Source organism: Salmonella sp. SA14318, from assembly GCF_029866905.1.
Classification (GTDB): Bacteria; Pseudomonadota; Gammaproteobacteria; order Enterobacterales; family Enterobacteriaceae; genus Salmonella; species Salmonella enterica.
In genome coordinates this window covers 1,264,209-1,286,286 of the sequence record NZ_CP123282.1, presented here as the reverse complement: position 1 = coordinate 1,286,286, position 22,078 = coordinate 1,264,209, and the positions used below count along the sequence as shown (strand labels likewise).

The window sequence follows — 22,078 nt, the reverse complement described above, 5'->3', positions numbered from 1 at the left end:
AAAATTTTACGCAGAAATGTGGTTTCGCCAGCCAAAACAGCCTCTTCTACTTGTCCCTTTTCGGGAAACGTCCGACAATTTGATCATAATCAGGTAACAATGGAGATGCCCATGACCACCGCCTTTTTTGTCGCCGCCGACTGGCTTGCCGAACATATTGATGATCCGGAAATACAGATTCTTGACGCCCGTATGGCGCCGCCAGGACAGGAACATCGTGATATGGCGGGCGAATATCGCGCCGGACATATTCCCGGTGCGCTGTTTTTTGATATTGAAGCGCTTTCCGATCGCGCATCGCCGTTGCCGCATATGATGCCGCGCCCGGAAGCGTTTGCGGTGGCCATGCGTGAACTGGGTGTTCGCCAGGATAAACACCTGGTCATATACGATGAAGGCAATCTGTTCTCCGCTCCGCGGGCGTGGTGGATGCTGCGCACGTTCGGTGCCGAGAAAGTGTCCATTCTGGCGGGCGGACTGGCGGGCTGGCAGCGCGACGAATGGCTATTGCGCGAAGGCGAGGAAGCGCATGAAGGAGGCGAGTTTGAGGCGAAATTCACGCCGCAAGCCATGGTGCGTCTCACCGACGTATTGCTGGCAAGTCATGAAAAAACCGCGCAAATCGTTGACGCGCGTCCGGCGGCACGTTTCAACGCTCAGGTTGATGAACCGCGTCCGGGACTGAGGCGCGGACACATTCCTGGCGCGCTAAACGTCCCGTGGACGGAACTGGTGTATGAGGGCGAATTAAAGACCACTGACGAACTGAATGAGGTTTTTTTCAGCCACGGCGTGAGTTTCGACAGACCGATTATCGCCAGTTGCGGTTCCGGCGTGACGGCCGCGGTCGTGGTGCTGGCGCTCGCCACGCTGGATGTGCCTGACGTCACGCTTTACGACGGCGCGTGGAGCGAATGGGGCGCGCGTACCGATTTACCGGTTGAACCCGCTTAATATCTGCCATGCCGGATGGCGCTCACGCTTATCCGGCCTACCGTTCAGGCTGATGTAAAACGATCTACAGACATTGTTTTTATTCAGCTCTTTTCCACTGTCCTGCAAACGGGCATTATTTTCTCTTAATAAAATCCTATTTTTTATCGGTAAATACTTTACGTCGGGTATAAGGAGTATCATCACCGCTGTTTTGGTTTTCACCGGGAAATAACTCCTGTAAATATAATTTTTTAAGGATGGAAAATGGATATTTCACTCGCTAATTTAATGGAGCTAGTTAAAAAGGTTAACCGCAATAAGGTGCCTACTCCTATGCCTGCCGAGGAAATAAGTCGTCTGCGAGTGCGTAAGTATCGCGATCCGCAAAATACGGAAACCACTGAGTTACCTGATAGCTTGAAGGCGTTACTGGCCTACGACCGCGATCTACTTAGCAATTATAATATGCCTGTGATTGAAACATTACAAAGATCTATTGATAAAGAGGGAGTAATACATTCTTACTCTCCTGATGAAGAGGCGTATTACGGCGCTGGCATGGATAGCTCAGGTATTGATATTGAAGATCTGATGCCTGTCTGGAGTAACGATCCCCGTCTTCCGGCATTAATTCGTATCGATCATGTCGGCGATCAGGCCATTTTTATCTATATCACAGAACGGGATGCCAACGGCGAATACCCTATTGCCCGCATGGAACGTAATGAATTCTGGCTGGCGGAGTCTTCTCTGGTGGAATATCTCTATAATATTATTTCGGGCGCTAAAGACATTGGCTTTACCGAAGAGGATTTACATCTTCCGCAATGGAAGGCACAGCAAAAAATGAATGAACAACGCGATGCCGCTTTACTTGACCTGGAGGATTATCATGAGGCGTTTTGGGCAAAACTGGACGCGCTCGTCGATTAATCGACATGCTGTCGGGTGGCGCTCACGCTTATCCAGCCTACCGTTCAGGCTGATTTAAAACGAATCTACATAAATTCGGTTTAAGCAGGCCACAAAAAAACCGCTCAATTGAGCGGTTTTTTTGTGCTGGTCCGGTTCGCGGCCTTTCCAGCAGGCTTTGTTGCCATAGCAACGCAGGCACACCGTAGGGGATTAATACTCCCTTTTAAGGGAGCAAATGTCAATATGATTTACCGGGAAACTATTCAACATTTGAGGTATTATCTTTCCCGGCCCTTTCCGCCGTCTCGCAAACGGGCGCTGGCTTCAGGAGAGGATAACCCATGGCCGTAAGCGCAGGCACACCGTAGTGCCTGCTATCACGGCATTATCGCCAGCGGTGCTGCCGTGATGCGGTCTTCGCAAGGACCGCAACATGAAGGTACGATACTTTTGTGTCGTGCTTCTTGTTTCTGGCACGTTGTGTCTTCACGCAGACAGAAGCTACCCAGGTAGCTCTGTTCCCGTAACGCTCAACGTCCAGAGCAGGTAAGCCAGGAGGCCGCCCTGTTGGGCGGCTTTCTTTTCTTCAGATGATGCGGTTCTGTTTAAAATCGCGCAGGAACCCGCCCCAGCGGCGCTCGTAGAACGGCGCGATATGCTCAGTGATAAAGTGGCTGATACCCTGCTCGCCCTTCCTCACCTGACAAATATCGATCGGTTCGTCACCCGGTAACGTGTCGGTCGCCACATTGCCCGCTGCGTGAATGATCTCTTCAATTTCGCCGTCAGCCTCAATGCCAATCAGCAGATTGGGTTGGGCGTCCGCATGTTCTTTAATCGCGCAGAGAAACGCGCGTTTCACCGGTTTGATGGTTTTAAACAGCGTAGTGAGGGAATCAATCATCTGCGACGGCGGCTCGGCCACTTCGGATAAAATAAGCGACTCGCCGCCTTCCAGCACTTCCTGCGTACTTAATGGGCTGCTTTCCTCAGCGAGAAGCAGGCTGATTTCACGCGGCATAAACTCTTTGCCGGTCGGCAATTTAGCGTTGAGGAATAGCGTTTCGCCAAGCGTCATTTCAAACAGCGTGCGCGCTGGCATCACCACAAACGCCTGTTCGTCTTCCACGGCCTGCTGCAGCGCCTCCAGAGAAGTAAAGAAGGGAATGACGGTCGTGCCGTCTTCTTTTTCCCAGTGCTGCAAATCCAGAGCGCTGTCTTCCACTATCGCCTCGCCTTCGGCAGCGCTGCCCGGCACCCAGACGGTGGACTCCAGTAAGGTACGGAAAAATGCCGGACGATGCGCGGGCTCAGTCGCCGCTTTCTCCAGCAAGATTTCTAATTCATTTTTAGTTTCGGACATAGGAATCACAAATTATGTATATGGGTTGTAGGCCTGATAAGACGCACGGCGTCGCCATCAGGCAAAATGCCGGGTGGCGCTTCGCTTACCCGGCCTACAAAAACACCGTTCAGGCGGTCAGCAGATTCGCGATGGTGCGCACACCCAAACCGGTTGCCCCGGCAGCCCACTGCTCAACCGGCGCTTTGCGATAAGTGGCGGAACAGTCAATGTGCAGCCAGCCTTCGCGGTAATTTTCAACAAAGTGCGACAGAAAACCCGCGGCGGTGCTTGCCCCAGCGGGATACGCCGCGCTGCCGGTGTTGTTCAGTTCCGCAAAGTTAGACGGCAGCTGGTTACGGTGAAACTCCGCCAGCGGCAGACGCCAGAACGGTTCATTCTCTTGCGCCGCGCTGGTCAGCAAGCGCCCCGCCAGCGTATCGTCAAAACTGAATAGCGCATGATAGTCGTTACCCAGCGCCGTTTTCGCCGCGCCGGTTAACGTCGCCATATCAATGATTAGCTGCGGGTGTTGCGCGCTGGCGTCAATCAGGCCATCCGCCAGTACCAGTCGCCCTTCCGCATCGGTATTCATGACTTCAACATTCTTGCCATTACGGTAGCGAATAATATCGCCCAGTTTAAACGCATTGCCGCTGATCAGATTATCGGCGCAACACAGGAACAGTTTTACGCGTTTATTCAACCCACGGGTAATGGCGAACGCCAGCGCGCCCGTTACTGTCGCCGCGCCGCCCATATCGGATTTCATTGAGTCCATAAAAGCGCTTTGTTTGATACTGTAGCCGCCGGAGTCAAAGGTGATACCTTTACCGACCAGGCAAGCATAAACCGGCGCATCTTTGTCTCCCGTCGGGTTGTAATCCAGCGCCAGCAGCACCGGCGGACGCTCAGAACCACGGCCTACGGTATGCAACCCCATATAGTTCTGCTCGCGCAGATCTTCGCCTTTGGTGATACGATAAGTGACGCTATCGCACGCGACGCTGCACAGCAGATCCACTGCGCGCTGCGCCAGTTGCTCCGGCCCAAGCTCTTCCGCCGGAGCATTAATGGTGTCGCGCACCCAGTCAATAATGGTCAGGCGGTTATCCAGTTCCTGACGTTGGGCATCGTCTAAATCCGGCCACATTACGGTACGGACGCCTTTTGGTCCTTTGTAACCCGCCCAGAATGCCCAACAACGCTCGGTATCCCATCCTTCGCCTGTCAGCGCGACCTGTTTTATTCCCAGGCCGTCGATTTTACGCGCCGCACGCTGGATCAACCCCAGATCGTCTTTACCGTTAAGATGCAAGGTAATACCGTCGTTATTAATACTGTAAGTGGCTTTATCGCCCCAGCGCGCATCGGCAGGCTGCGTGGAAAGCGTAATTTTCATGGCTTCTGTCATTGTTATTTTCCTTATTAGCAAACGGGCCGCCGTAGGGCAGCCCGTTATTTGACTTACTCTGCTTCATCCAACCAGACTAGCAGAATCGCCTCCAGAATTTTTTCATTGGATGCGTTAGGGTCGTCGTCAAAATCGTCCAGTTCGCAGATCCACTGATGCAGATCGGTGAAACGAACGGTTTTAGGATCGACATCAGGATATGCGTCGTATAACGCTTCGCCGATCTCGCGGCTATCGGTCCACTTGAGTCCCATACTACCCTCTGTTAATGCTCACGCGCATGGTTGATTGTGTAACGTGGAATTTCGATAACCAGATCGTCGTCGGTAACGCGGGCCTGGCAGCTCAGTCGACTTTCCGGCTCCAGCCCCCACGCTTTATCCAGCATATCGTCTTCTTCTTCCGAACTTTCCGGCAAGGAGTCGAAGCCTTCACGTACAATACAGTGACAGGTGGTGCAGGCGCACGATTTCTCACAGGCGTGTTCAATCTCGATGCCGTTGCGCAGCGCAACGTCAAGAATGGTTTCACCGGTCTCAGCTTCCAGAACTGCGCCATCCGGACAAAGATCCTGATGAGGCAGAATAACAATCTTCGGCATGTTAAACCTCGTCTACGGAATGGCCTTTCAACGCGCGACGAACCGACTGGTCCATGCGGCGAGCGGCAAATTCCTGGGTTTGTTTATCTACGTTTTTAATGGCTTGTTCTATGGCGTCAACATCATCGCCTTGTGCGACCGCGCTTAAATGTGCGGCGGCATCATCAATGCATTGACGTTCTGCGGCGCTTAACAGCGCGGCGTCGGCAGTTAGCGCGCCGGTCAAACTTTCCAGCACGCGCGCGGCTTCGACTTTTTGCTCCGCCAGCATACGCGCTTTCACGTCCTGCTCGGCAAAACTCATGGAATCCTTGATCATCGAGGCGATTTCGCCATCGGTCAGGCCATAGGAAGGTTTGACCTGAATGGAGGCCTCGACACCGGTGGATTTTTCCATTGCGGTGACGCTCAACAGGCCATCGGCGTCTACCTGGAAGGTCACGCGAATATGCGCCCCGCCCGCCGGCAGCGGCGGAATCCCGCGCAGCGCAAAGCGCGCCAGCGAGCGGCAGTCCTGCACCAGTTCGCGTTCGCCCTGCATCACATGGATAGACATCGCGGTCTGACCGTCTTTGAAGGTGGTGAAATCCTGCGCGCGCGCCACCGGGATAGTGGTGTTGCGCGGAATGACTTTTTCCACCAGGCCGCCCATCGTTTCCAGCCCAAGAGAGAGTGGAATCACGTCCAACAGCAGCATTTCGCTGTCTGGCTTGTTGCCGACCAGAATATCGGCCTGAATCGCTGCGCCGATAGCGACCACTTTATCCGGGTCGATAGCGGTTAACGGCGTGCGGCCAAAAAATTCGCCCACCCGCTCACGAACCAGCGGTACACGGGTCGAACCGCCGACCATGACCACTTCCAGAACGTCCTGGGGCTCAACGCCGGCATCTTTCAATGCGCGACGGCAGGCCAATAGCGTGCGCTTAACCAGCGCGGAAATGAGATCGTTAAACTGCTCGCGAGTGATCTCCCCCTGCCAGCCCGCAACGTTAACGCGAACGGTATCGGCATCGCTTAAGGCAATTTTCGCCGCAATCGCGGCATCCAGCAGTTCGCGCTGAACGCGATTGTCGCTACGATCGGCAATCCCCGCCTGCTCGCGAATATAGTCCGCCAGCAGATGGTCAAAGTCATCGCCGCCGAGCGCAGAATCACCGCCCGTCGCCAGCACTTCAAACACCCCGCGGCTCAGGCGTAAAATAGAGATATCGAAGGTACCGCCGCCGAGATCGTAAACAGCAATAACGCCTTCTTTGCCTGAGTCCAGACCGTAGGCAATCGCCGCTGCCGTCGGTTCGTTGAGCAGGCGCAGTACATGCAGGCCCGCCAGCCGCGCGGCGTCTTTCGTCCCCTGACGTTGGGCATCATCGAAATAGGCGGGAACGGTAATCACCACGCCATCCAGCTCGCCGGAGAGCGATTCGCTAGCCCGCGCGGCCAGCGCTTTGAGAATATCAGCCGATACGCGTACCGGATTGAGCAATCCAGCCGCCGTGTCAATCATCGGCAGCCCATTAACGCTTGCCTTAAACCGGTAAGGCAGATGCGGATAGCGCGCCTGGATATCCGCCAGCGAGCGTCCCATCATGCGTTTCACAGAGCTGATAGTGTTGGTCGTATCCTGCGCGGCATTGTCACGCGCAGCGTAACCGACCGTATGGCCCTGCTGCTGATAGTGAACCACTGAAGGCAACAGGTGGCGCCCTTCGTGGTCAGGCAGAGTTTCCGCCTGGCCGCTGCGAACCGTCGCAACCAGAGAGTTGGTAGTGCCTAAGTCGATGCCCGCCGCCAGACGACGCTGATGCGGCGCGGCGCTCAGACCAGGCTCACTAATTTGTAATAAGGCCATGTTAGATTCCAGTTAAAAATCGAGCAGCTTTTCTTCGAGTTGTTCTGCGCTGCTTCGCAGTTTATCGAGAAACCGCAGTTTGCGCACCGTATCCGCCGCCGCGTCCCACGCGGCGTTGTCCAACTGTTCCACCATTTGCTGAAGACGAGCATCAAACATCTTTTGTACGCGTTTGATGAAGCTTTCCAGCCGCGCGTCGTCTTTTGTTTGCTCGATATCGTCCAGCTCTTCGCGAAGCGTGAGTTGTTCCATCAGAAACGCGGTGTCGCGTACCGTATGTTGCTCACTGGCCAGATCGAACCCGTGTAAGGAAAGCAGATACTCCGCGCGCGTCAAAGGGTGACGCAGCGTTTGCCAGGCCTGGTTGATCGTGGCGGATTGCTGGACGGCGGCAAGCTGCTGCGCCTGGGTGCCGTTGGCAAATTTGTCAGGGTGATACTGGCGTTGCAGATCCTGAAAACGAAGGCTCAGCGCCTGGGTGTCAATCTGATAACGGGCTGGTAAGCCAAAGAGGGTGAAGTAATCCATAACATTCTCAGGGATAGCCTGTCAGAACAAACCCCACACGCAGGCGACCACGGTGGGGTTATACCTTCTTACTTCGCGCCGCAGATGCGTTGTCTGCGCGGGTTCCCCCAGTCATTTACTCAAGTAAGCGCCTGGGGATTCACTCGCTTGCCGCTTTTCTGCAGCACGAATGCTCGGTATAACAGCGGAACACGGTTACACGTGGAAGCTTTCGCCGCAACCACATTCATCTTTCACATTCGGGTTGGAGAATTTAAACCCTTCGTTCAGACCTTCTTTTACGAAGTCCAGCTGTGTACCGTCCAGAAATTGCAGGCTCTTGCCGTCAACCACTACCTTAACGCCTTTGTCTTCAAACACGGTGTCTTCCGCCGTTGGCTCGTCAACAAATTCCAGTACATAAGCCATACCTGAGCAGCCGGAGGTTCTCACGCCCAGACGCAGACCAAACCCTTTACCACGGTTGGCCAGGAAGGTATTAACTCGCGCTGCTGCACTGTCGCTAAGTGTAATCGACATAACAAAACCTCAATGTTAACGTTCTATTTTATTTCGCTTCGCGTTTGCTTTTGTAATCCGCAATAGCGGCTTTAATCGCGTCTTCCGCCAGAATAGAGCAGTGAATTTTCACCGGCGGCAGCTCCAGTTCGTCTGCAATGTCGGTGTTTTTAATCGCCTGCGCTTCGTCCAGGGATTTCCCTTTCACCCACTCCGTTACCAGAGAACTGGAGGCGATAGCGGAACCGCAGCCGTAAGTCTTGAAGCGCGCGTCTTCAATGATACCTTCATCGTTAACTTTAATCTGCAACTTCATGACGTCGCCGCAGGCCGGCGCGCCAACCATGCCGCTTCCCACGTTATCGTCGTTGTTGTCAAACGACCCTACGTTACGCGGGTTCTCATAGTGATCGATTACTTTTTCGCTGTAAGCCATTATAAATTCTCCTGATTCCGATACCGATTAATGATGTGCCCATTCGATGCTGTTCAGATCCACACCCTGCTTGTACATTTCCCACAGTGGAGAAAGGTCACGCAGACGGCCAATGGATTTACGAACCAGATCAATGGTGTAGTCGATCTCTTCTTCAGTGGTAAAACGACCTAAAGAGAAACGGATAGAGCTATGCGCCAGCTCGTCATTCATGCCCAACGCGCGCAGCACGTAGGACGGTTCCAGACTGGCGGAGGTGCAGGCGGAACCGGAAGAGACCGCCAGGTCTTTCAGCGCCATGATCAGCGACTCGCCTTCAACGTAGTTAAAGCTCACGTTGAGAATGTTTGGCGCGCCCTGCTCAAGGTCGCCGTTCAGGTAAACTTCTTCAATATCTTTGATGCCGTTCCACAGACGGTTACGCAGACCGCGCAGACGGGCCATTTCGGTCTCCATCTCTTCTTTCGCGATACGGTAAGCTTCGCCCATGCCGACGATCTGGTGGACAGGCAGAGTACCAGATCGCATACCGCGCTCGTGCCCGCCGCCATGCATCTGCGCTTCAATGCGAATACGCGGCTTACGACGCACATACAGCGCGCCAATGCCTTTCGGACCATAAATTTTATGACCGGAGAAGGACATCAGATCCACTTTCAGTTGGCTCAGATCGATAGGCAGTTTGCCCACGCTCTGGGTGGCGTCAACGTGGTAGATGATACCGCGCGCGCGGCACATTTCGCCGATGGTCGCGATATCCTGCACCACGCCGATTTCGTTGTTCACGTGCATGATGGAAACCAGAATGGTGTCGTCACGCATCGCTGCTTCGAGCTCGTTGAGATCGATGATGCCGTTGCGCTGCGGTGCCAGGTAGGTCACTTCAAACCCTTCGCGCTCAAGCTGACGGCAGGTGTCCAGCACCGCTTTGTGCTCGGTCTTGCTGGTGATGATGTGCTTGCCTTTTTTCTGATAAAAGTTGGCAGCGCCTTTAATCGCCAGGTTATCGGACTCCGTCGCCCCTGAGGTAAAGACGATTTCACGCGGGTCGGCGCCGACCAGTTCAGCAATCTGGTTGCGGGCGATATCGACGGCTTCTTCAGCCTGCCAGCCGAAACGGTGTGAACGAGACGCCGGGTTCCCAAAGGTTCCGTCCAGGGTCAGAAACTGCATCATTTTCTCGGCAACACGCGGGTCCACCGGCGTGGTTGCGGAGTAGTCGAGATAAATCGGTAATTTCATTGCTCTTAAACTCCGTACATCACTCAATGCAAGGAATCAGGCAACCGGCTGGATGTACGACCGTGTTGACGGGACGTCCGCGTCCCGGCCTGATTCTGAATTCTTTTTTACGCTTCATCCTTCAGACGACCGCGGCATTCACCGCATGAGGCCGCCAGAAGAGATGGCGTAATATTTTAATTAAGCGCGTAATTTAACGTCGATAGCGTCCTGCGCACGACCACTGGCGCGCGGCGCGTCATGCGTGTGCTGGCGACCAGACACATCCAGAACTTCCTGGTTATTCACCAGCTCGCCTAAGGTAATATTGTTGAGAAAACCGGTCAGGCGATCGCTTAAATCACGCCACAGCGCATGGGTCAGGCATTTATCGCCGCCCTGGCAGCCGCCTTTGCCCTGGCAACGGGTCGCGTCAACGGATTCATCAACCGCGCTGATCACTTCGCCGACCGCGATACTGCCAGCATCTTTACCCAGCAGATAACCGCCGCCCGGCCCGCGTACGCTGGAAACCAGACCGTTTTTACGTAAACGGGAAAATAGCTGTTCCAGATAAGAAAGGGAAATCCCCTGACGTTCAGAAATATCAGCCAACGGTACCGGGCCCGCTTCGGAGTTGAGCGCAACGTCTAACATTGCGGTCACGGCATAACGCCCTTTAGATGTCAGTCTCATGTCTTACTTAACCTCAAACTCGCCCCTGCCCGGGGTTTTTTATTGTAAAATGGGGGTATTGCATAGCAGGGACAAGTCTGACATTCCCGAGTAATTTGGTCAACTATTTACTTGAGTAAATTAGTCAGGTATTTAGCGTTCCGTGCGGCATTAACGCGGTTACTTGCCTTTATTCTGCTGCTCAATAGACGCCAGAATCCCACGCAGAATATTCAACTCCTGGCTTTCCGGGCGGGCGCGGGTAAACAGACGGCGCAATTTATTCATCACCTGCCCCGGATGGTTTTCGCGAATAAAGCCAGTGGAGAGCAACGTCTGCTCCAGATGGCCGTAAAAACGTTCAAGATCGTCCACCAGCGGATACGGTGTCTCTTCATGATCTGCCGCGTCGCCGTTTTCCTGCGTCGCCAGCCAGGCCATGCGGACTTCATACGCGATGACCTGTACCGCCATCGCCAGATTCAACGAGCTGTACTCCGGGTTAGCGGCAATAGCGACGTGATAATGGCATTTTTGCAACTCATCGTTAGTCAGCCCGACACGCTCACGACCAAAAACCAGCGCAACCGGCGTATTTGCCGCTTCCGCCACGCTTTTTAAGCCGCACTCGCGCGGATCAAGCATCGGCCACGGCAGAGTGCGGGAGCGGGCGCTGGTGCCGACCACCAGGCTACAGCCAGCCAACGCTTCGTCCAGCGTATCGACGATCTGCGCATTACCGATCACATCGCTGGCGCCTGCCGCCAGGGCGATGGCCTGGGAGTCCGGTTTCACCAACGGGTTTACCAGCCACAGGTTAGTTAAGCCCATGGTTTTCATAGCGCGAGCCACGGAGCCCATATTGCCGGTGTGGGAGGTTTCCACCAGCACAATTCGAATGTTTTGCAGCATTGTCTTTCTTCAGCTAAAGATTATTCTGACATCTTACCATAAAACCAAGACAGATTCCGATCTCGCTGCTATACTCTGCGCCGTTTTCCCGTTCTTTAACATCCAGTGAGAGAGACCGATGCATCCGATGCTGACCATCGCCGTGCGCGCAGCGCGCAAGGCGGGTAATGTAATTGCCAAAAACTATGAAACTCCGGACGCTGTAGAAGCGAGCCAAAAAGGCAGTAACGATTTTGTGACCAACGTAGATAAGGCCGCTGAAGCGGTAATTATCGACACCATTCGCAAATCTTACCCGCAACACACTATTATCACCGAAGAAAGCGGTGAGCACGTTGGCACAGATCAGGATGTTCAATGGGTTATCGATCCGCTGGATGGCACCACCAACTTCATCAAACGTCTGCCACACTTCTCCGTTTCCATTGCCGTACGCATTAAAGGCCGTACTGAAGTGGCTGTCGTTTACGATCCGATGCGTAACGAACTGTTTACCGCCACCCGCGGTCAGGGCGCGCAGCTGAACGGCTACCGTCTGCGCGGCAGTACCGCGCGCGATCTGGACGGCACTATTCTCGCCACCGGCTTCCCGTTCAAAGCCAAACAATACGCGACCACCTACATTAATATTATCGGCAAGCTGTTCACCGAATGCGCCGATTTCCGCCGCACCGGTTCCGCCGCGCTGGATCTGGCCTATGTGGCTGCAGGTCGTGTCGATGGTTTCTTTGAAATTGGCCTTCGTCCGTGGGATTTCGCCGCGGGCGAACTGCTGGTTCGTGAAGCGGGCGGTATCGTCAGCGATTTCACCGGCGGTCATAACTACATGATGACCGGTAATATCGTGGCGGGGAATCCGCGCGTCGTTAAAGCCATGCTGGCGAATATGCGCGACGAACTGAGCGATGCGCTGAAGCGCTAAGTCTCTTCGGCGGATGGGGCCACTCATCCGCCGTGCCTTTTCAGGCGTTTTTCCTAAACACAGCCTCATCGCTTTACTTGCCTGCATGTTTTTGTACGATCGCTCCCTGCTCCGCTATTGGCATAAAGCGGCAAGGAAGCGAACATGACCCTTCAACATACCCGACGCATCGTCAAATCCCTTTTTATTCTGTTTATTATTGTGGTCTGTATTTACCTGCTACCCCGCGTAGCGATCAATGCCTTTTATTACCCGGACAATAAAGTCTATGGACCAACCCCTGCCGAAGCTGAATCCATTACCTTTACCGCCAAAGATGGCACGCATCTGCACGGCTGGTTTATTCCCACTGCTTTCGGCAGGCCGGAAAACGCCGTCGCGACGGTGATTCATGTCCATGGCAACGCCGGAAATATGTCGGCGCACTGGCCGTTAGTCAGTTGGCTGCCAGAACGCAACGTAAACCTGTTTATGTTTGATTACCGTGGTTTTGGCGAATCGGAGGGCACCCCATCACAAGAGGGGCTACTGGACGATACGAAAAGCGCGATAGATTATGTGCGGCATCGCGCCGACGTTAACCCCGAGCGCCTGGTACTGCTGGGACAGAGCCTGGGCGGCAATAATGTACTGGCCGCCGTAGGCCACTGCGTAGGCTGCGCAAATATGCGCTACGCCGACCAGGCGGGCATACGTGCGATTATCCTCGACTCAACGTTTTTATCCTATTCCTCCATCGCCAACCAGATGATCCCGGGCAGCGGCTATTTGCTTGATGACCGCTATAGCGCGGATCGCAATATCGCCAGCGTCAGCCCCATTCCGGTATTGATTCTTCATGGCACGGCAGACCATGTTATTCCCTGGCAGGACAGTGAGAAATTGTATGCCCTCGCCCGGGAGCCCAAACAAAAAATCTTCATTCCTGACGGCGATCACATTGATGCTTTTTCCGGACGTTATGCAAACCTTTACCGTGATGCAATGATTAAATTTATTCAGACCGCGCTATCCGCTAAATAGCACGACGCTGTATATATGCATATTTTATGATTAAGAATATATTTATTATACCGATAGTAAAAACCATTTTTTCCCGTTAGCGAAGGCGGTGGATTAGCGCTAGCGTAACAGTAATATTCAACTGATTTTTATAACAATTTATTTTCATTTGTTTTTCCTGAATATTACTGTGGAGTATGTGATGGCTATCAAAATTACGCCTGACGAGTTTAGTTTGCTTATCCAGCGATTAAACAAAAAATGGCGCGTGTTTGCCCCGTCCGCAGAGTTTCGCGGCGGACGTTTTTCCGACACTGACAACATTATTTATCAACGGATTAGCGGCTGGCGCGATCTCATCTGGCACGAGAAATCGCACATGTCGCCGAATACCATTATCGCCCCTATCACCGAAACGCTCTTTTATTTCGATAAAGACACCATTCAAATTGCCGAGACAGACACTTCCCCGATAATCATCTTTGCCCGCGCCTGCGACATTAACGCCATGTCGCGGCTGGATTATATGTATTTATCAAATGGGAATAATTCCGATTACAGTTATCAACTGCTACGGGAGCATATTCGTTTCGTCCTTATTGAGTGTGAAGAAAGCTTCGAAAATTGTTTCTGCGTCTCAATGGGTACTAATAAAACTGACTGTTATAGCGCCGCCATGCGTTTTAGCGATGAGGGCGCGCTTGTCAGCATCCGCGATCCCTTTATCGAGGCGGCGATACAAGGGCTGGGGCAGGAGGCTGACTATACCCCCTCTTTCGTCAGCGAAAACCGGGAAACCGTCGTCACGCCGGACAGCGTTTGCCGCGATCCGCAAAAAATTCGCGACATTCTCACCCGCCACTCGCTATGGGACGCCTACGACAGCCGCTGCATCAGTTGTGGCCGCTGCACTACCGGGTGCCCAACCTGTACCTGCTATAGCGTCTTTGACGTCGCCTATGATGAAAATCCGCAGCGCGGCGAACGCCGTCGCCAGTGGGCAAGCTGCATGGTGCCGGGCTTTAGCGACATGGCCGGCGGTCATGGTTTTCGCGAAAAACCCGGCGAGCGTCTGCGCTACCGCGCCCTGCATAAGGTCAATGACTACAAAGCGCGCAACGGCATTGAACATATGTGCGTCGGCTGCGGCCGCTGCGACGATCGCTGCCCGCAATACATCAAATTTTCTTTGATTATCAATAAAATGACCGCTGCCGTTCGGCAGGCGCTGGCAGAGGAGGCATAACGCATGTCACATTGTTCCTGTCATGATAAACCGCAGCACAGTTTGCTGCCTGCGGCGTACCGCATCCTCAGTATTACTCGCCACACGCCGCTGGAGTGGAATTTCCGCGTGGCCGTCGATTTTCCTGCGCACTGGGGGCAATTTGTTGAGGTGTCGCTGCCGCGCGTCGGCGAAGCGCCCATCTCCGTTTCCGACTACGGCGACGGCTGGATAGATCTGCTGATCCGTAATGTCGGAAAAGTGACCAGCGCCCTCTTTACGCTGAAAGAAGGCGACAACGTGTGGCTACGCGGCTGCTATGGCAATGGCTATCCGGTCGATACGCTGCGCCATAAACCCTTACTGGTTGTCGCAGGCGGCACGGGCGTCGCGCCGGTGAAAGGCTTAATGCGCTATTTCGTTGAGAATCCCCAGGAAATTGGTCAACTGGATATGATTCTCGGCTATAAAAATCGCGATTGCGTGCTGTACAAAGAAGAAATGGCGACATGGCGCGGCAAACATAATCTGGTGCTCACGCTGGATGAAGGCGAGGCTGATGACCGTTACCAGATTGGTCGGGTGACCGATCGGCTTGCCGACATGACGCTTAGCGATATCGACACCATGCAGGCCATCGTCGTTGGGCCGCCAATAATGATTACCTTTACCGTAAAAATGCTGCTGCAAAAAGGGCTCAAGCCGGAGCAAATTTGGGTGGACTACGAACGCCGGATGGCCTGCTCCGTCGGGAAGTGCGGCCACTGCCGTATGGGCGAAGTGTATGTCTGCACCGACGGCCCGATATTTAACTACGCCGTCGCGCAACGTTTTGCCGATTAAGGAGAACATCATGAGCATTGATATTGATATCATTAAAGCCCGTGCGAAAAACGAATATCGCCTGTCAAAAGTGCGCGGCGAAGCCATGATCAGCGTCCGCATTCCCGGCGGTATTTTGCCCGCGCATTTGCTAACGGTGGCGCGTGACATCGCCGAAACCTGGGGCAACGGACAAATTCACCTCACTACCCGCCAGAAGCTGGCGATGCCGGGTATCCGTTACGAAGATATCGACAACGTGAACGCCGCGCTGGAGCCGTTTCTTCGCGAGATTGAAATAGAACTGTGCGACGTCCAGGTTGAGGATACCAAAGCGGGCTATCTCGCTATTGGCGGGCGAAATATTGTCGCCTGTCAGGGGAACCGCATTTGCCAGAAAGCCAACACTGACACGACCGGTCTGTCCCGTCGTCTTGAAAAACTGGTCTATCCCAGCCCTTATCATCTCAAAACGGTCATCGTTGGCTGCCCGAATGATTGCGCGAAGGCGTCAATGGCCGATCTGGGAATTATTGGCGTGGCGAAAATGCGCTTCACTGCCGATCGCTGTATCGGTTGCGGCGCCTGCGTGAAGGCCTGTAGTCACCACGCGGTAGGCTGCCTGGCGCTGAAGAACGGCAAAGCGGTCAAAGAAGAGTCCGCCTGTATCGGCTGCGGCGAGTGCGTGCTGGCCTGTCCGACGCTGGCCTGGCAACGTAAGCCGGATCAGCTCTGGCAAGTCCGTCTGGGCGGACGCACCAGTAAAAAGACGCCGCGCGTCGGCAAGCTCTTCCTCAACTGGGTGACTGAAGATGTGATAAAGCAGGTGATCGTTAACCTGTATGAATTTGAAAAAGAGATGCTCGGCGGAAAACCGATCTATCTCCATATGGGCCATCTGATCGACAAAGGCGGCTACCTGCGTTTTAAAGAACGGGTACTGCGCGGCGTTCAGCTCAATCCGGAAGCGATGGTCGCCGAACGCATTTACTGGGCCGAAGACGAATCCGTCGCGCGGATGCATCTCAAACCCGCCGGGCACTAATCAACCACGCCATGGCCGCAGCCCGCCCACAGGCTGCGGCACGCTAAACCACATGACCAGCGCCGCAACAAGCAGTATGACCCCTCCGGCCAGCGCCAGCGTTGACCAGCCTACCTGCCGCCATAACGCCGGCGCTTTGTTTACACTGAGTTTCACCGCCAGAGCACGAAAAGTGTGTACCAGCAGCGCCAGCGAGGTAATCGTTAGCGAGGTTCCCGCCGCCATCGCCAGTACCGACGCCATTCCCCAGCTAAAAACGCCAATCACTTTACTGAATAACAGCACCATTATCGCGCCGGAACAGGGCCGCATCCCCATAGACAGTACGATCATGAGCCGCGCGCGCCAGTCATCGCCGCTATGCAATTGTTCCTGCGTCGGTAAATGCTGATGTCCGCAGCCGCATTTTTCATGGTGAACATGGCGCGGCGTAAAAGCGATAAAGACAGGTTTACGTAGCAGCGCGCGTAACCTTTTTATGGCCCGCCAGCACAGCAAGATGCCCAGCCCGCCAACTAACGCATAGCTCCCCTTTTCCAGCCAGAAACCGCTCAGATGTAGCTGCCTGGCCGGAAGTTGCAATACGGTCAGCACGCCCACCACCAACCCGATAGCCACGAACCCCTGTAATAACGCGGCGGCGAGGGTTAACACGATACTTGATTTCAGCTTCGAAGGATGCGTCGCCAGCCATGTCGCGATCACCACTTTGCCGTGTCCCGGCCCCAGCGCATGAAGCACGCCATACATAAAACTCAGCAGAAGCAACGATCCGCCCGCCCGCTCAGGATGCGTCGCCACCGCGTTAAGCAGCGCGCTCAACTGCTGATTCACGTCCCGCTGCCAAAGAGCGCTTTTCAACATCACCTGCGGCCAGGCCTGCCATATCCACAGACCGCCAACCAGCATCAGCAGCAGGAATAACGCCAGTGGCCACAGCGAGAGCCAGCGTCGCCCCGGAGCGCGTTGAGAAAAAATTACTGACATTGCAAGGTCACCGTTTGGGCAAACTGTTTACCTAAATCCATATCCTCCGGCGGCGCGTCCTCTTTATCCAGCGACTGGGCGAAACGTAGCGTCTCTTCGCCGGGCGCAGGAGTATAAACCTGAATCCGACACTTTTCGCGCAGCGGTTCCGGCATCGTAATATCGCTGTCCTGGTCATAATGCATATCGACATAATAAGAGGGATCAAACGTTGAAAAGGTATAAGTCTGTCCGCTTAACGGCTGCGGTTCAGCCAGCGGTAGCGTAAAGTTCAATACCGCCTGATGCGCCTCACGCGTCATACCGTATTCTGTCGGCCTGTTTTTAAACTTCACTTTCGCGCCATTGCGCCACACTTCTGTAAAATAGTGCTGCCCAAGTACGTTAGCCATCACTTCCGCCGCCAACTTTTTCCATATTTCTGACCCCGGTGCCGCGTTTCCGGCGTCATACAGCAGATCTGCGGACGTCAGCGCGTCCATTGTCCAGCGCATTTTTAACGCCACAAATTGCTCATTTTCACTGACCACCTGCGTTTGCAGACGGATGAAGCTGTGCGGATGCGCCGCCGCCACGAAAGATAAAACGGCAAGAAATAGTGTTAAGGCGCTGCGTTTCACTGGCTTCATCTGTTCCTCGCGATAAAAATTCTGTGACGTTCCTCAGCATTCCTGGCCTAAAAGCACGCTTATCACATTTTTCACACGCAAACTTTAGCTATCCTTACCAGACAAACTAACGGGAGACCTGACAGATGATGCCGACAATTGCCCCACCATCTGTACTTTCCGCTCCCCAGCGCCGCTGTCAGGTATTGCTGACGCTTTTCCAGCCGGAGCCAATTGCCACGGTGGAAATCTTCAGCGCGCTTAATGGCGTTGATGATGATACTGCCCGTGAGGATATCACTGAGACAAGCCTGGAGATCCAGCGCTATCATCGCCTTGCCATCACAACATGCCAGAACGGTTGCTATCGGATCGAAGGTACAGCACTCGATCAGCGCCTTTGCCTTTTACACTGGCTCAGGCGCGGCCTGCGTTTATGCCCGACCTTCGTCACGCAACAGTTTACCCCGGCCTTAAAAAACGCGCTAAAGCAGCGCGGTATCGCGCGTCCGCTGTATGATGATATTAATCTTCACGCGCTCATCAATCTGTGCGCCCGCCGGTTGCAAAAACCATTTGAACATCGCGACGTGCAGTTCCTGCGTCTCTTTTTACAGTATTGTCTGCTACAACACCATGCCGGCATCACCCCGGAGTTCAACCCTGTACAGCAGATTTGGGCGCAGTCGTGCGCGGAATATCCACTCGCCCAGGAAATTGGTCGTCACTGGCAGCGCCACGTGATGCAGGCCGCACCGCTCAATGAAGCGCTGTTTATGGCGTTACTGTTTTCAATGATTCGCCTCCCCGACCCGATTCGCGACACGCATCAACGGGCGCAGCAACTGCGACTGGAGGTGGCGCGGCTGGTGCTGCGCTTTCGAGAAAAAGGGAACGTACGCTTCAGCGACGAACAAGGGCTTAACGATCAGCTGTATGTCCATCTCGCCCAGGCGCTGAACCGAAGTTTATTCACGATTGGCATCGATAATACGCTTCCGGAAGAGTTCAACCGTCTTTATCCGCGTCTGGTTCGCACCACACGTGAGGCGCTCGCCGGGTTTGAAGCCGAATATGGTATCCACTTTTCCGAGGAAGAGACGGGGCTGGTGGCAGTGATTTTCGGCGCCTGGCTAATGCAGGATAACGATTTGCATGAGAGACAGATCGTATTGTTAGCGGATAAAAATGATGCGCTGGAGACGCATATTGAGCAGCAACTGCGTGAACTGACCCTGTTGCCGCTGAATATCAGACGGATATCGCTCCAGGCGTTTCAAAAAGAGGGATGCCCGCGCGGCGTAGCGCTGATTGTTACCCCTTACGCCACGCCGCTACCGCTCTTCTCACCGCCATTAATTCATGCGGATCGCGCCCTCACAGAGCACCAGCAGCAGCAGATCCGCAAGATCCTGGAATCATGACGCGGCAACCACTTTGGGCCGAAGGAAGATAGCGGGCAATGCCACCAGCGCCATAATCCAGAATACGCCGCCGCCCAGATGTTGATACAGAAAACCGGCAAATACCGTCATAATCGCGATACTGCCGCCCATCGCCACAGCGGAATAGACGGCCTGCAAACGAATCACCTCGCTTCCCTGACGCGCAGCGATATAGCGCATGGCGGCCAGATGGCAAACGGTAAACGTGCCACAGTGCAGGATTTGTATCACAATCAGCCACGGCAACGCCGTACTCCAGCCCATCAGTCCCCAGCGTACCACGCCGCACACAGCGGAAAGCAACAGCAAGTCGCGGGCGCTAAACCGGCGGAATAGCTTTTTACTCAGGGCAAAAATGATCACTTCCGCCACCACGCCCAACGACCATAAATAGCCGACCGCCGATGCTGAATAGCCAGCCCCCTGCCAGTAGATGGCGCTAAAACCGTAGTAGGCGGCGTGCGCCCCTTGCAGCAAACAGACGCAGGCGAGAAAACGCCAACTTTGTGCCACCAGCGTACGCCAGGCGGGCCAGCCTGCGCTCTCCTGCTGACGGCTTTCCCCTTGCGGCGGCACGCTGGGACGTAACAACATACCCAGCAACATCGAGGCGACGCCGAGCGTCAGTAGCGCCAGAATCGCCTGGTAATCGTATAAACTCACCAGCTTACCGGTCAGCGCCGACCCTATCACGAAGGCGATGGACCCCCACAGCCGCACCCGACCATAGTCCAGGGTAATTTGCTTTTGCCAGGTATTGGCCAGCGCATCGGTCAGCGGCACCAGTGGTGAAAAGAAGAGGTTAAACCCAACCATCACCACCATTAGCCACGCGACATGCGTTCCTGCCCAAAATGCCAGCGCAAATACCAGCGTCAGCAATGCCAGTACGCGCAGCGCGGAGATCAACCGCGAAGGATCGCTTACGCGAGGCGCAATGAGCAGGCTGCCAAGAAAACGCGCGACCAGACCCACACCCAGCAGAAGACCGATGGTTTCCGGCGTTAGCCCAAGACCTTTGAGCCAGACGCTCCAGAAGGGCAGAAAAATACCGTAACTAAAGAAGTAGGTGAAATAACTGAGCGCCAGCCAGCGCGTGGAATGCAATGCCATGATTCCCTCCCGTTTGGAGGCGATAGTCTGGCGGTAAACGGTTGCGCTGGCAAGGGTAACATAAGGTTAACAGGCGGAGGGAGAAGTTCAAACGACAACGCCGCCGGATAATGACTTCCGGCGGCGTCACGTTATGGCGCATAAGTAATGCCCGACAGACGCAGCGCCATCGGGCCATTCTCACAACACAAGCGCTTACGCGTAAACCGGGAAGCGGGCGCAGATATCCAGCACTTTCGCTTTCACGCGTTCAATGGTGGCTTCATCATTGATGTTGTCCAGCACGTCACACATCCAGCCAGCCAGCTCTTTCACTTCCGCTTCTTTGAAGCCGCGACGAGTAACCGCCGGAGAACCAATACGGATACCGGAGGTCACGAACGGGCTCTTAGGATCGTTCGGCACGCTGTTTTTGTTCACGGTGATGTTAGCACGGCCCAGCGCGGCGTCAGCTTCTTTACCGGTCAGGTTTTTATCCACCAGGTCCAGCAGGAACAGGTGGTTCTCAGTGCCGCCAGACACCACTTTGTAGCCGCGGTTCAGGAACACTTCCACCATCGCTTTGGCGTTTTTCGCCACCTGCTGCTGGTAAACTTTGAACTCCGGCTCCATCGCTTCTTTCAGCGCTACCGCTTTACCCGCGATCACGTGCATCAGCGGGCCGCCCTGCGCGCTTGGGAACACGGCGGAGTTCAGTTTTTTGTACAGCTCTTCATCGCCGCCCTTCGCCAGGATCAGGCCGCCGCGCGGACCCGCCAGGGTTTTGTGGGTGGTGGTGGTGACAACGTGAGCGTGCGGAACCGGGTTCGGGTAAACGCCTGCGGCAATCAGGCCCGCCACGTGCGCCATGTCGACAAACAGGTATGCGCCGATGCTGTCAGCGATTTCACGCATTTTTGCCCAGTCAACCACGCCGGAGTAGGCAGAGAAGCCACCGATAATCATCTTCGGCTTGTGCTCTTTGGCCAGCTTCGCCATCTCGTCATAGTCAATTTTACCGGACTCATCGATACCGTAAGGTACGATGTTGTACAGTTTACCGGAGAAGTTAACCGGGGAGCCGTGAGTCAGGTGGCCGCCCTGCGCCAGGTTCATACCCAGAACGGTATCGCCCGGTTGCAGCAGCGCGGTGTAAACAGCGAAGTTAGCCTGAGAACCGGAGTGCGGCTGCACGTTAGCGTAGTCGGCGCCGAACAGTTCTTTCGCGCGGTCGATAGCCAGCTGCTCAACGACATCAACGTATTCGCAACCGCCGTAGTAGCGCTTGCCCGGATAACCTTCAGCGTATTTGTTGGTCAGCTGAGACCCCTGCGCCTGCATCACGCGCGGGCTGGTGTAGTTTTCGGAGGCGATCAGTTCGATGTGCTCTTCCTGACGTACTTTTTCCTGCTCCATAGCCTGCCACAACTCGGCATCATAATCGGCAATGTTCATTTCACGCTTTAACATCCGCATCTCCTGACTCAGCTAACAATAAAATTTGTGCCTGAAAAGGCAGTCCGTGGGACTTCGGCCAACAGTATAACCGAATCATTCTTCGATAACAGGTCTTGACAAAGGTTTTTACGCAAACGATTAC

At 54.5% G+C, this 22,078-nt stretch carries 24 protein-coding genes; 8 read left to right on the top strand and 16 right to left on the bottom strand.

Annotation, left to right across the window (positions count from 1 at the left end):
• The first annotated feature begins 111 nt into the window (after window positions 1-111).
• Window positions 112-954 (top strand): 3-mercaptopyruvate sulfurtransferase, encoded by an 843-nt coding sequence (sseA, locus tag QEN32_RS06100; protein WP_023241637.1) that lies wholly within the window; start codon window positions 112-114, stop codon window positions 952-954.
• Here the strand turns inward: sseA and QEN32_RS06095 are convergent.
• Window positions 934-1,158 (bottom strand): hypothetical protein, encoded by a 225-nt coding sequence (locus tag QEN32_RS06095; protein WP_024134286.1) that lies wholly within the window; start codon window positions 1,156-1,158, stop codon window positions 934-936. The genes sseA and QEN32_RS06095 overlap by 21 nt on opposite strands.
• Window positions 1,159-1,200: 42 nt before the next feature.
• Between QEN32_RS06095 and QEN32_RS06090 the strand changes: the two genes are divergently transcribed.
• Window positions 1,201-1,869, top strand: coding sequence for a DUF5066 family protein (locus tag QEN32_RS06090; protein ID WP_265322233.1), 669 nt, complete (start codon window positions 1,201-1,203; stop codon window positions 1,867-1,869).
• Window positions 1,870-2,437: 568 nt separating this feature from the next.
• On the opposite strand, the gene sseB is transcribed toward QEN32_RS06090, so the two are convergent.
• The 11 genes from sseB to trmJ all read right to left on the bottom strand — a co-directional run bounded on the left by sseB (window position 2,438) and on the right by trmJ (window position 11,330).
• Window positions 2,438-3,214 carry an enhanced serine sensitivity protein SseB gene (sseB, locus tag QEN32_RS06085; protein ID WP_001662818.1) on the bottom strand — a complete coding sequence of 259 codons (777 nt, stop codon included), beginning with the start codon at window positions 3,212-3,214 and terminating at the stop codon, window positions 2,438-2,440.
• A 109-nt stretch (window positions 3,215-3,323) separates the two neighbouring features.
• Complete coding sequence (gene pepB / locus QEN32_RS06080) at window positions 3,324-4,607, bottom strand: aminopeptidase PepB (protein ID WP_000133541.1); 1,284 nt, start codon at window positions 4,605-4,607, stop codon at window positions 3,324-3,326.
• Window positions 4,608-4,660: 53 nt separating this feature from the next.
• Window positions 4,661-4,861: a Fe-S cluster assembly protein IscX gene (gene iscX, locus QEN32_RS06075; RefSeq protein WP_000523621.1), complete on the bottom strand. Its 201-nt coding sequence runs from the start codon at window positions 4,859-4,861 to the stop codon at window positions 4,661-4,663.
• 11 nt (window positions 4,862-4,872) lie between these two features.
• Complete coding sequence (fdx, locus tag QEN32_RS06070) at window positions 4,873-5,208, bottom strand: ISC system 2Fe-2S type ferredoxin (RefSeq protein ID WP_001124466.1); 336 nt, start codon at window positions 5,206-5,208, stop codon at window positions 4,873-4,875.
• Window position 5,209: 1 nt separating this feature from the next.
• Window positions 5,210-7,060 carry a Fe-S protein assembly chaperone HscA gene (gene hscA, locus QEN32_RS06065; RefSeq protein ID WP_023182385.1) on the bottom strand — a complete coding sequence of 617 codons (1,851 nt, stop codon included), beginning with the start codon at window positions 7,058-7,060 and terminating at the stop codon, window positions 5,210-5,212.
• A gap of 12 nt (window positions 7,061-7,072) precedes the next feature.
• Complete coding sequence (gene hscB / locus QEN32_RS06060; RefSeq protein WP_265322232.1) at window positions 7,073-7,588, bottom strand: co-chaperone HscB; 516 nt, start codon at window positions 7,586-7,588, stop codon at window positions 7,073-7,075.
• A gap of 195 nt (window positions 7,589-7,783) precedes the next feature.
• A complete protein-coding gene (gene iscA / locus QEN32_RS06055; protein WP_000028952.1) occupies window positions 7,784-8,107 on the bottom strand; it encodes an iron-sulfur cluster assembly protein IscA in 324 nt (107 codons plus the stop codon).
• 28 nt (window positions 8,108-8,135) lie between these two features.
• Complete coding sequence (gene iscU, locus QEN32_RS06050; RefSeq protein ID WP_000331704.1) at window positions 8,136-8,522, bottom strand: Fe-S cluster assembly scaffold IscU; 387 nt, start codon at window positions 8,520-8,522, stop codon at window positions 8,136-8,138.
• Between the two features lie 27 nt (window positions 8,523-8,549).
• Window positions 8,550-9,764 (bottom strand): cysteine desulfurase, encoded by a 1,215-nt coding sequence (gene iscS, locus QEN32_RS06045; protein WP_000775263.1) that lies wholly within the window; start codon window positions 9,762-9,764, stop codon window positions 8,550-8,552.
• Window positions 9,765-9,944: 180 nt separating this feature from the next.
• On the bottom strand, window positions 9,945-10,439 hold the full coding sequence (iscR, locus tag QEN32_RS06040) for a Fe-S cluster assembly transcriptional regulator IscR (protein ID WP_001241346.1): 495 nt from the start codon (window positions 10,437-10,439) through the stop codon (window positions 9,945-9,947).
• A 159-nt stretch (window positions 10,440-10,598) separates the two neighbouring features.
• Entirely contained in the window at window positions 10,599-11,330 is a 732-nt protein-coding gene (trmJ, locus tag QEN32_RS06035) for a tRNA (cytosine(32)/uridine(32)-2'-O)-methyltransferase TrmJ (protein ID WP_000940032.1), read from the bottom strand.
• Window positions 11,331-11,448: 118 nt separating this feature from the next.
• Between trmJ and suhB the strand changes: the two genes are divergently transcribed.
• From suhB to asrC, 5 genes are all read left to right on the top strand, one after another.
• Window positions 11,449-12,252, top strand: a complete 804-nt coding sequence (suhB, locus tag QEN32_RS06030) for an inositol-1-monophosphatase (RefSeq protein WP_000553473.1) — start codon at window positions 11,449-11,451, stop codon at window positions 12,250-12,252.
• Between the two features lie 144 nt (window positions 12,253-12,396).
• On the top strand, window positions 12,397-13,275 hold the full coding sequence (locus QEN32_RS06025) for an alpha/beta hydrolase (protein ID WP_000174944.1): 879 nt from the start codon (window positions 12,397-12,399) through the stop codon (window positions 13,273-13,275).
• Between the two features lie 181 nt (window positions 13,276-13,456).
• Entirely contained in the window at window positions 13,457-14,500 is a 1,044-nt protein-coding gene (asrA, locus tag QEN32_RS06020; protein ID WP_023202121.1) for an anaerobic sulfite reductase subunit AsrA, read from the top strand.
• 3 nt (window positions 14,501-14,503) lie between these two features.
• A complete protein-coding gene (asrB, locus tag QEN32_RS06015) occupies window positions 14,504-15,322 on the top strand; it encodes an anaerobic sulfite reductase subunit AsrB (protein ID WP_000017587.1) in 819 nt (272 codons plus the stop codon).
• A gap of 10 nt (window positions 15,323-15,332) precedes the next feature.
• A complete protein-coding gene (gene asrC / locus QEN32_RS06010; RefSeq protein WP_000020685.1) occupies window positions 15,333-16,346 on the top strand; it encodes a sulfite reductase subunit C in 1,014 nt (337 codons plus the stop codon).
• Here asrC and QEN32_RS06005 read toward each other — a convergent pair whose 3' ends face one another.
• Together QEN32_RS06005 and QEN32_RS06000 are read right to left on the bottom strand one after the other, a co-directional pair.
• Window positions 16,347-17,333 (bottom strand): nickel/cobalt transporter, encoded by a 987-nt coding sequence (locus QEN32_RS06005; RefSeq protein ID WP_265322231.1) that lies wholly within the window; start codon window positions 17,331-17,333, stop codon window positions 16,347-16,349. It abuts the gene before it with no gap.
• The gene (locus tag QEN32_RS06000; protein WP_039519006.1) at window positions 17,324-17,962 is read right to left on the bottom strand and encodes a DUF1007 family protein; all 639 of its coding nucleotides are present in this window, start codon (window positions 17,960-17,962) and stop codon (window positions 17,324-17,326) included. The genes QEN32_RS06005 and QEN32_RS06000 overlap by 10 nt, the downstream gene beginning before the upstream one ends.
• Window positions 17,963-18,087: 125 nt before the next feature.
• On the opposite strand from QEN32_RS06000, the gene csiE reads away from it, so the two are divergent.
• Window positions 18,088-19,365: a stationary phase inducible protein CsiE gene (gene csiE / locus QEN32_RS05995; RefSeq protein ID WP_000982961.1), complete on the top strand. Its 1,278-nt coding sequence runs from the start codon at window positions 18,088-18,090 to the stop codon at window positions 19,363-19,365.
• Here the strand turns inward: csiE and QEN32_RS05990 are convergent.
• Together QEN32_RS05990 and glyA are read right to left on the bottom strand one after the other, a co-directional pair.
• The gene (locus QEN32_RS05990) at window positions 19,360-20,499 is read right to left on the bottom strand and encodes a 3-phenylpropionate MFS transporter (protein ID WP_001173729.1); all 1,140 of its coding nucleotides are present in this window, start codon (window positions 20,497-20,499) and stop codon (window positions 19,360-19,362) included. The two genes, csiE and QEN32_RS05990, sit on opposite strands and share 6 nt — an antisense overlap.
• A 195-nt stretch (window positions 20,500-20,694) precedes the next feature.
• A complete protein-coding gene (gene glyA, locus QEN32_RS05985) occupies window positions 20,695-21,948 on the bottom strand; it encodes a serine hydroxymethyltransferase (protein ID WP_000919178.1) in 1,254 nt (417 codons plus the stop codon).
• Between the last annotated feature and the right edge of the window lie 130 nt (window positions 21,949-22,078).

What these genes read in the sequence shown, in the direction of transcription:
- sseA (WP_023241637.1), top strand. Translation starts at nt 112, where the DNA reads ATGACCACCGCCTTTTTTGTCGCCGCCGACTGGCTTGCCGAACATATT.
- QEN32_RS06090 (WP_265322233.1), top strand. Translation starts at nt 1,201, where the DNA reads ATGGATATTTCACTCGCTAATTTAATGGAGCTAGTTAAAAAGGTTAAC.
- sseB (WP_001662818.1), bottom strand. Translation starts at nt 3,214, where the DNA reads ATGTCCGAAACTAAAAATGAATTAGAAATCTTGCTGGAGAAAGCGGCG.
- pepB (WP_000133541.1), bottom strand. Translation starts at nt 4,607, where the DNA reads ATGACAGAAGCCATGAAAATTACGCTTTCCACGCAGCCTGCCGATGCG.
- iscX (WP_000523621.1), bottom strand. Translation starts at nt 4,861, where the DNA reads ATGGGACTCAAGTGGACCGATAGCCGCGAGATCGGCGAAGCGTTATAC.
- fdx (WP_001124466.1), bottom strand. Translation starts at nt 5,208, where the DNA reads ATGCCGAAGATTGTTATTCTGCCTCATCAGGATCTTTGTCCGGATGGC.
- hscA (WP_023182385.1), bottom strand. Translation starts at nt 7,060, where the DNA reads ATGGCCTTATTACAAATTAGTGAGCCTGGTCTGAGCGCCGCGCCGCAT.
- hscB (WP_265322232.1), bottom strand. Translation starts at nt 7,588, where the DNA reads ATGGATTACTTCACCCTCTTTGGCTTACCAGCCCGTTATCAGATTGAC.
- iscA (WP_000028952.1), bottom strand. Translation starts at nt 8,107, where the DNA reads ATGTCGATTACACTTAGCGACAGTGCAGCAGCGCGAGTTAATACCTTC.
- iscU (WP_000331704.1), bottom strand. Translation starts at nt 8,522, where the DNA reads ATGGCTTACAGCGAAAAAGTAATCGATCACTATGAGAACCCGCGTAAC.
- iscS (WP_000775263.1), bottom strand. Translation starts at nt 9,764, where the DNA reads ATGAAATTACCGATTTATCTCGACTACTCCGCAACCACGCCGGTGGAC.
- iscR (WP_001241346.1), bottom strand. Translation starts at nt 10,439, where the DNA reads ATGAGACTGACATCTAAAGGGCGTTATGCCGTGACCGCAATGTTAGAC.
- trmJ (WP_000940032.1), bottom strand. Translation starts at nt 11,330, where the DNA reads ATGCTGCAAAACATTCGAATTGTGCTGGTGGAAACCTCCCACACCGGC.
- suhB (WP_000553473.1), top strand. Translation starts at nt 11,449, where the DNA reads ATGCATCCGATGCTGACCATCGCCGTGCGCGCAGCGCGCAAGGCGGGT.
- QEN32_RS06025 (WP_000174944.1), top strand. Translation starts at nt 12,397, where the DNA reads ATGACCCTTCAACATACCCGACGCATCGTCAAATCCCTTTTTATTCTG.
- asrA (WP_023202121.1), top strand. Translation starts at nt 13,457, where the DNA reads ATGGCTATCAAAATTACGCCTGACGAGTTTAGTTTGCTTATCCAGCGA.
- asrB (WP_000017587.1), top strand. Translation starts at nt 14,504, where the DNA reads ATGTCACATTGTTCCTGTCATGATAAACCGCAGCACAGTTTGCTGCCT.
- asrC (WP_000020685.1), top strand. Translation starts at nt 15,333, where the DNA reads ATGAGCATTGATATTGATATCATTAAAGCCCGTGCGAAAAACGAATAT.
- QEN32_RS06005 (WP_265322231.1), bottom strand. Translation starts at nt 17,333, where the DNA reads ATGTCAGTAATTTTTTCTCAACGCGCTCCGGGGCGACGCTGGCTCTCG.
- QEN32_RS06000 (WP_039519006.1), bottom strand. Translation starts at nt 17,962, where the DNA reads ATGAAGCCAGTGAAACGCAGCGCCTTAACACTATTTCTTGCCGTTTTA.
- csiE (WP_000982961.1), top strand. Translation starts at nt 18,088, where the DNA reads ATGATGCCGACAATTGCCCCACCATCTGTACTTTCCGCTCCCCAGCGC.
- QEN32_RS05990 (WP_001173729.1), bottom strand. Translation starts at nt 20,499, where the DNA reads ATGGCATTGCATTCCACGCGCTGGCTGGCGCTCAGTTATTTCACCTAC.
- glyA (WP_000919178.1), bottom strand. Translation starts at nt 21,948, where the DNA reads ATGTTAAAGCGTGAAATGAACATTGCCGATTATGATGCCGAGTTGTGG.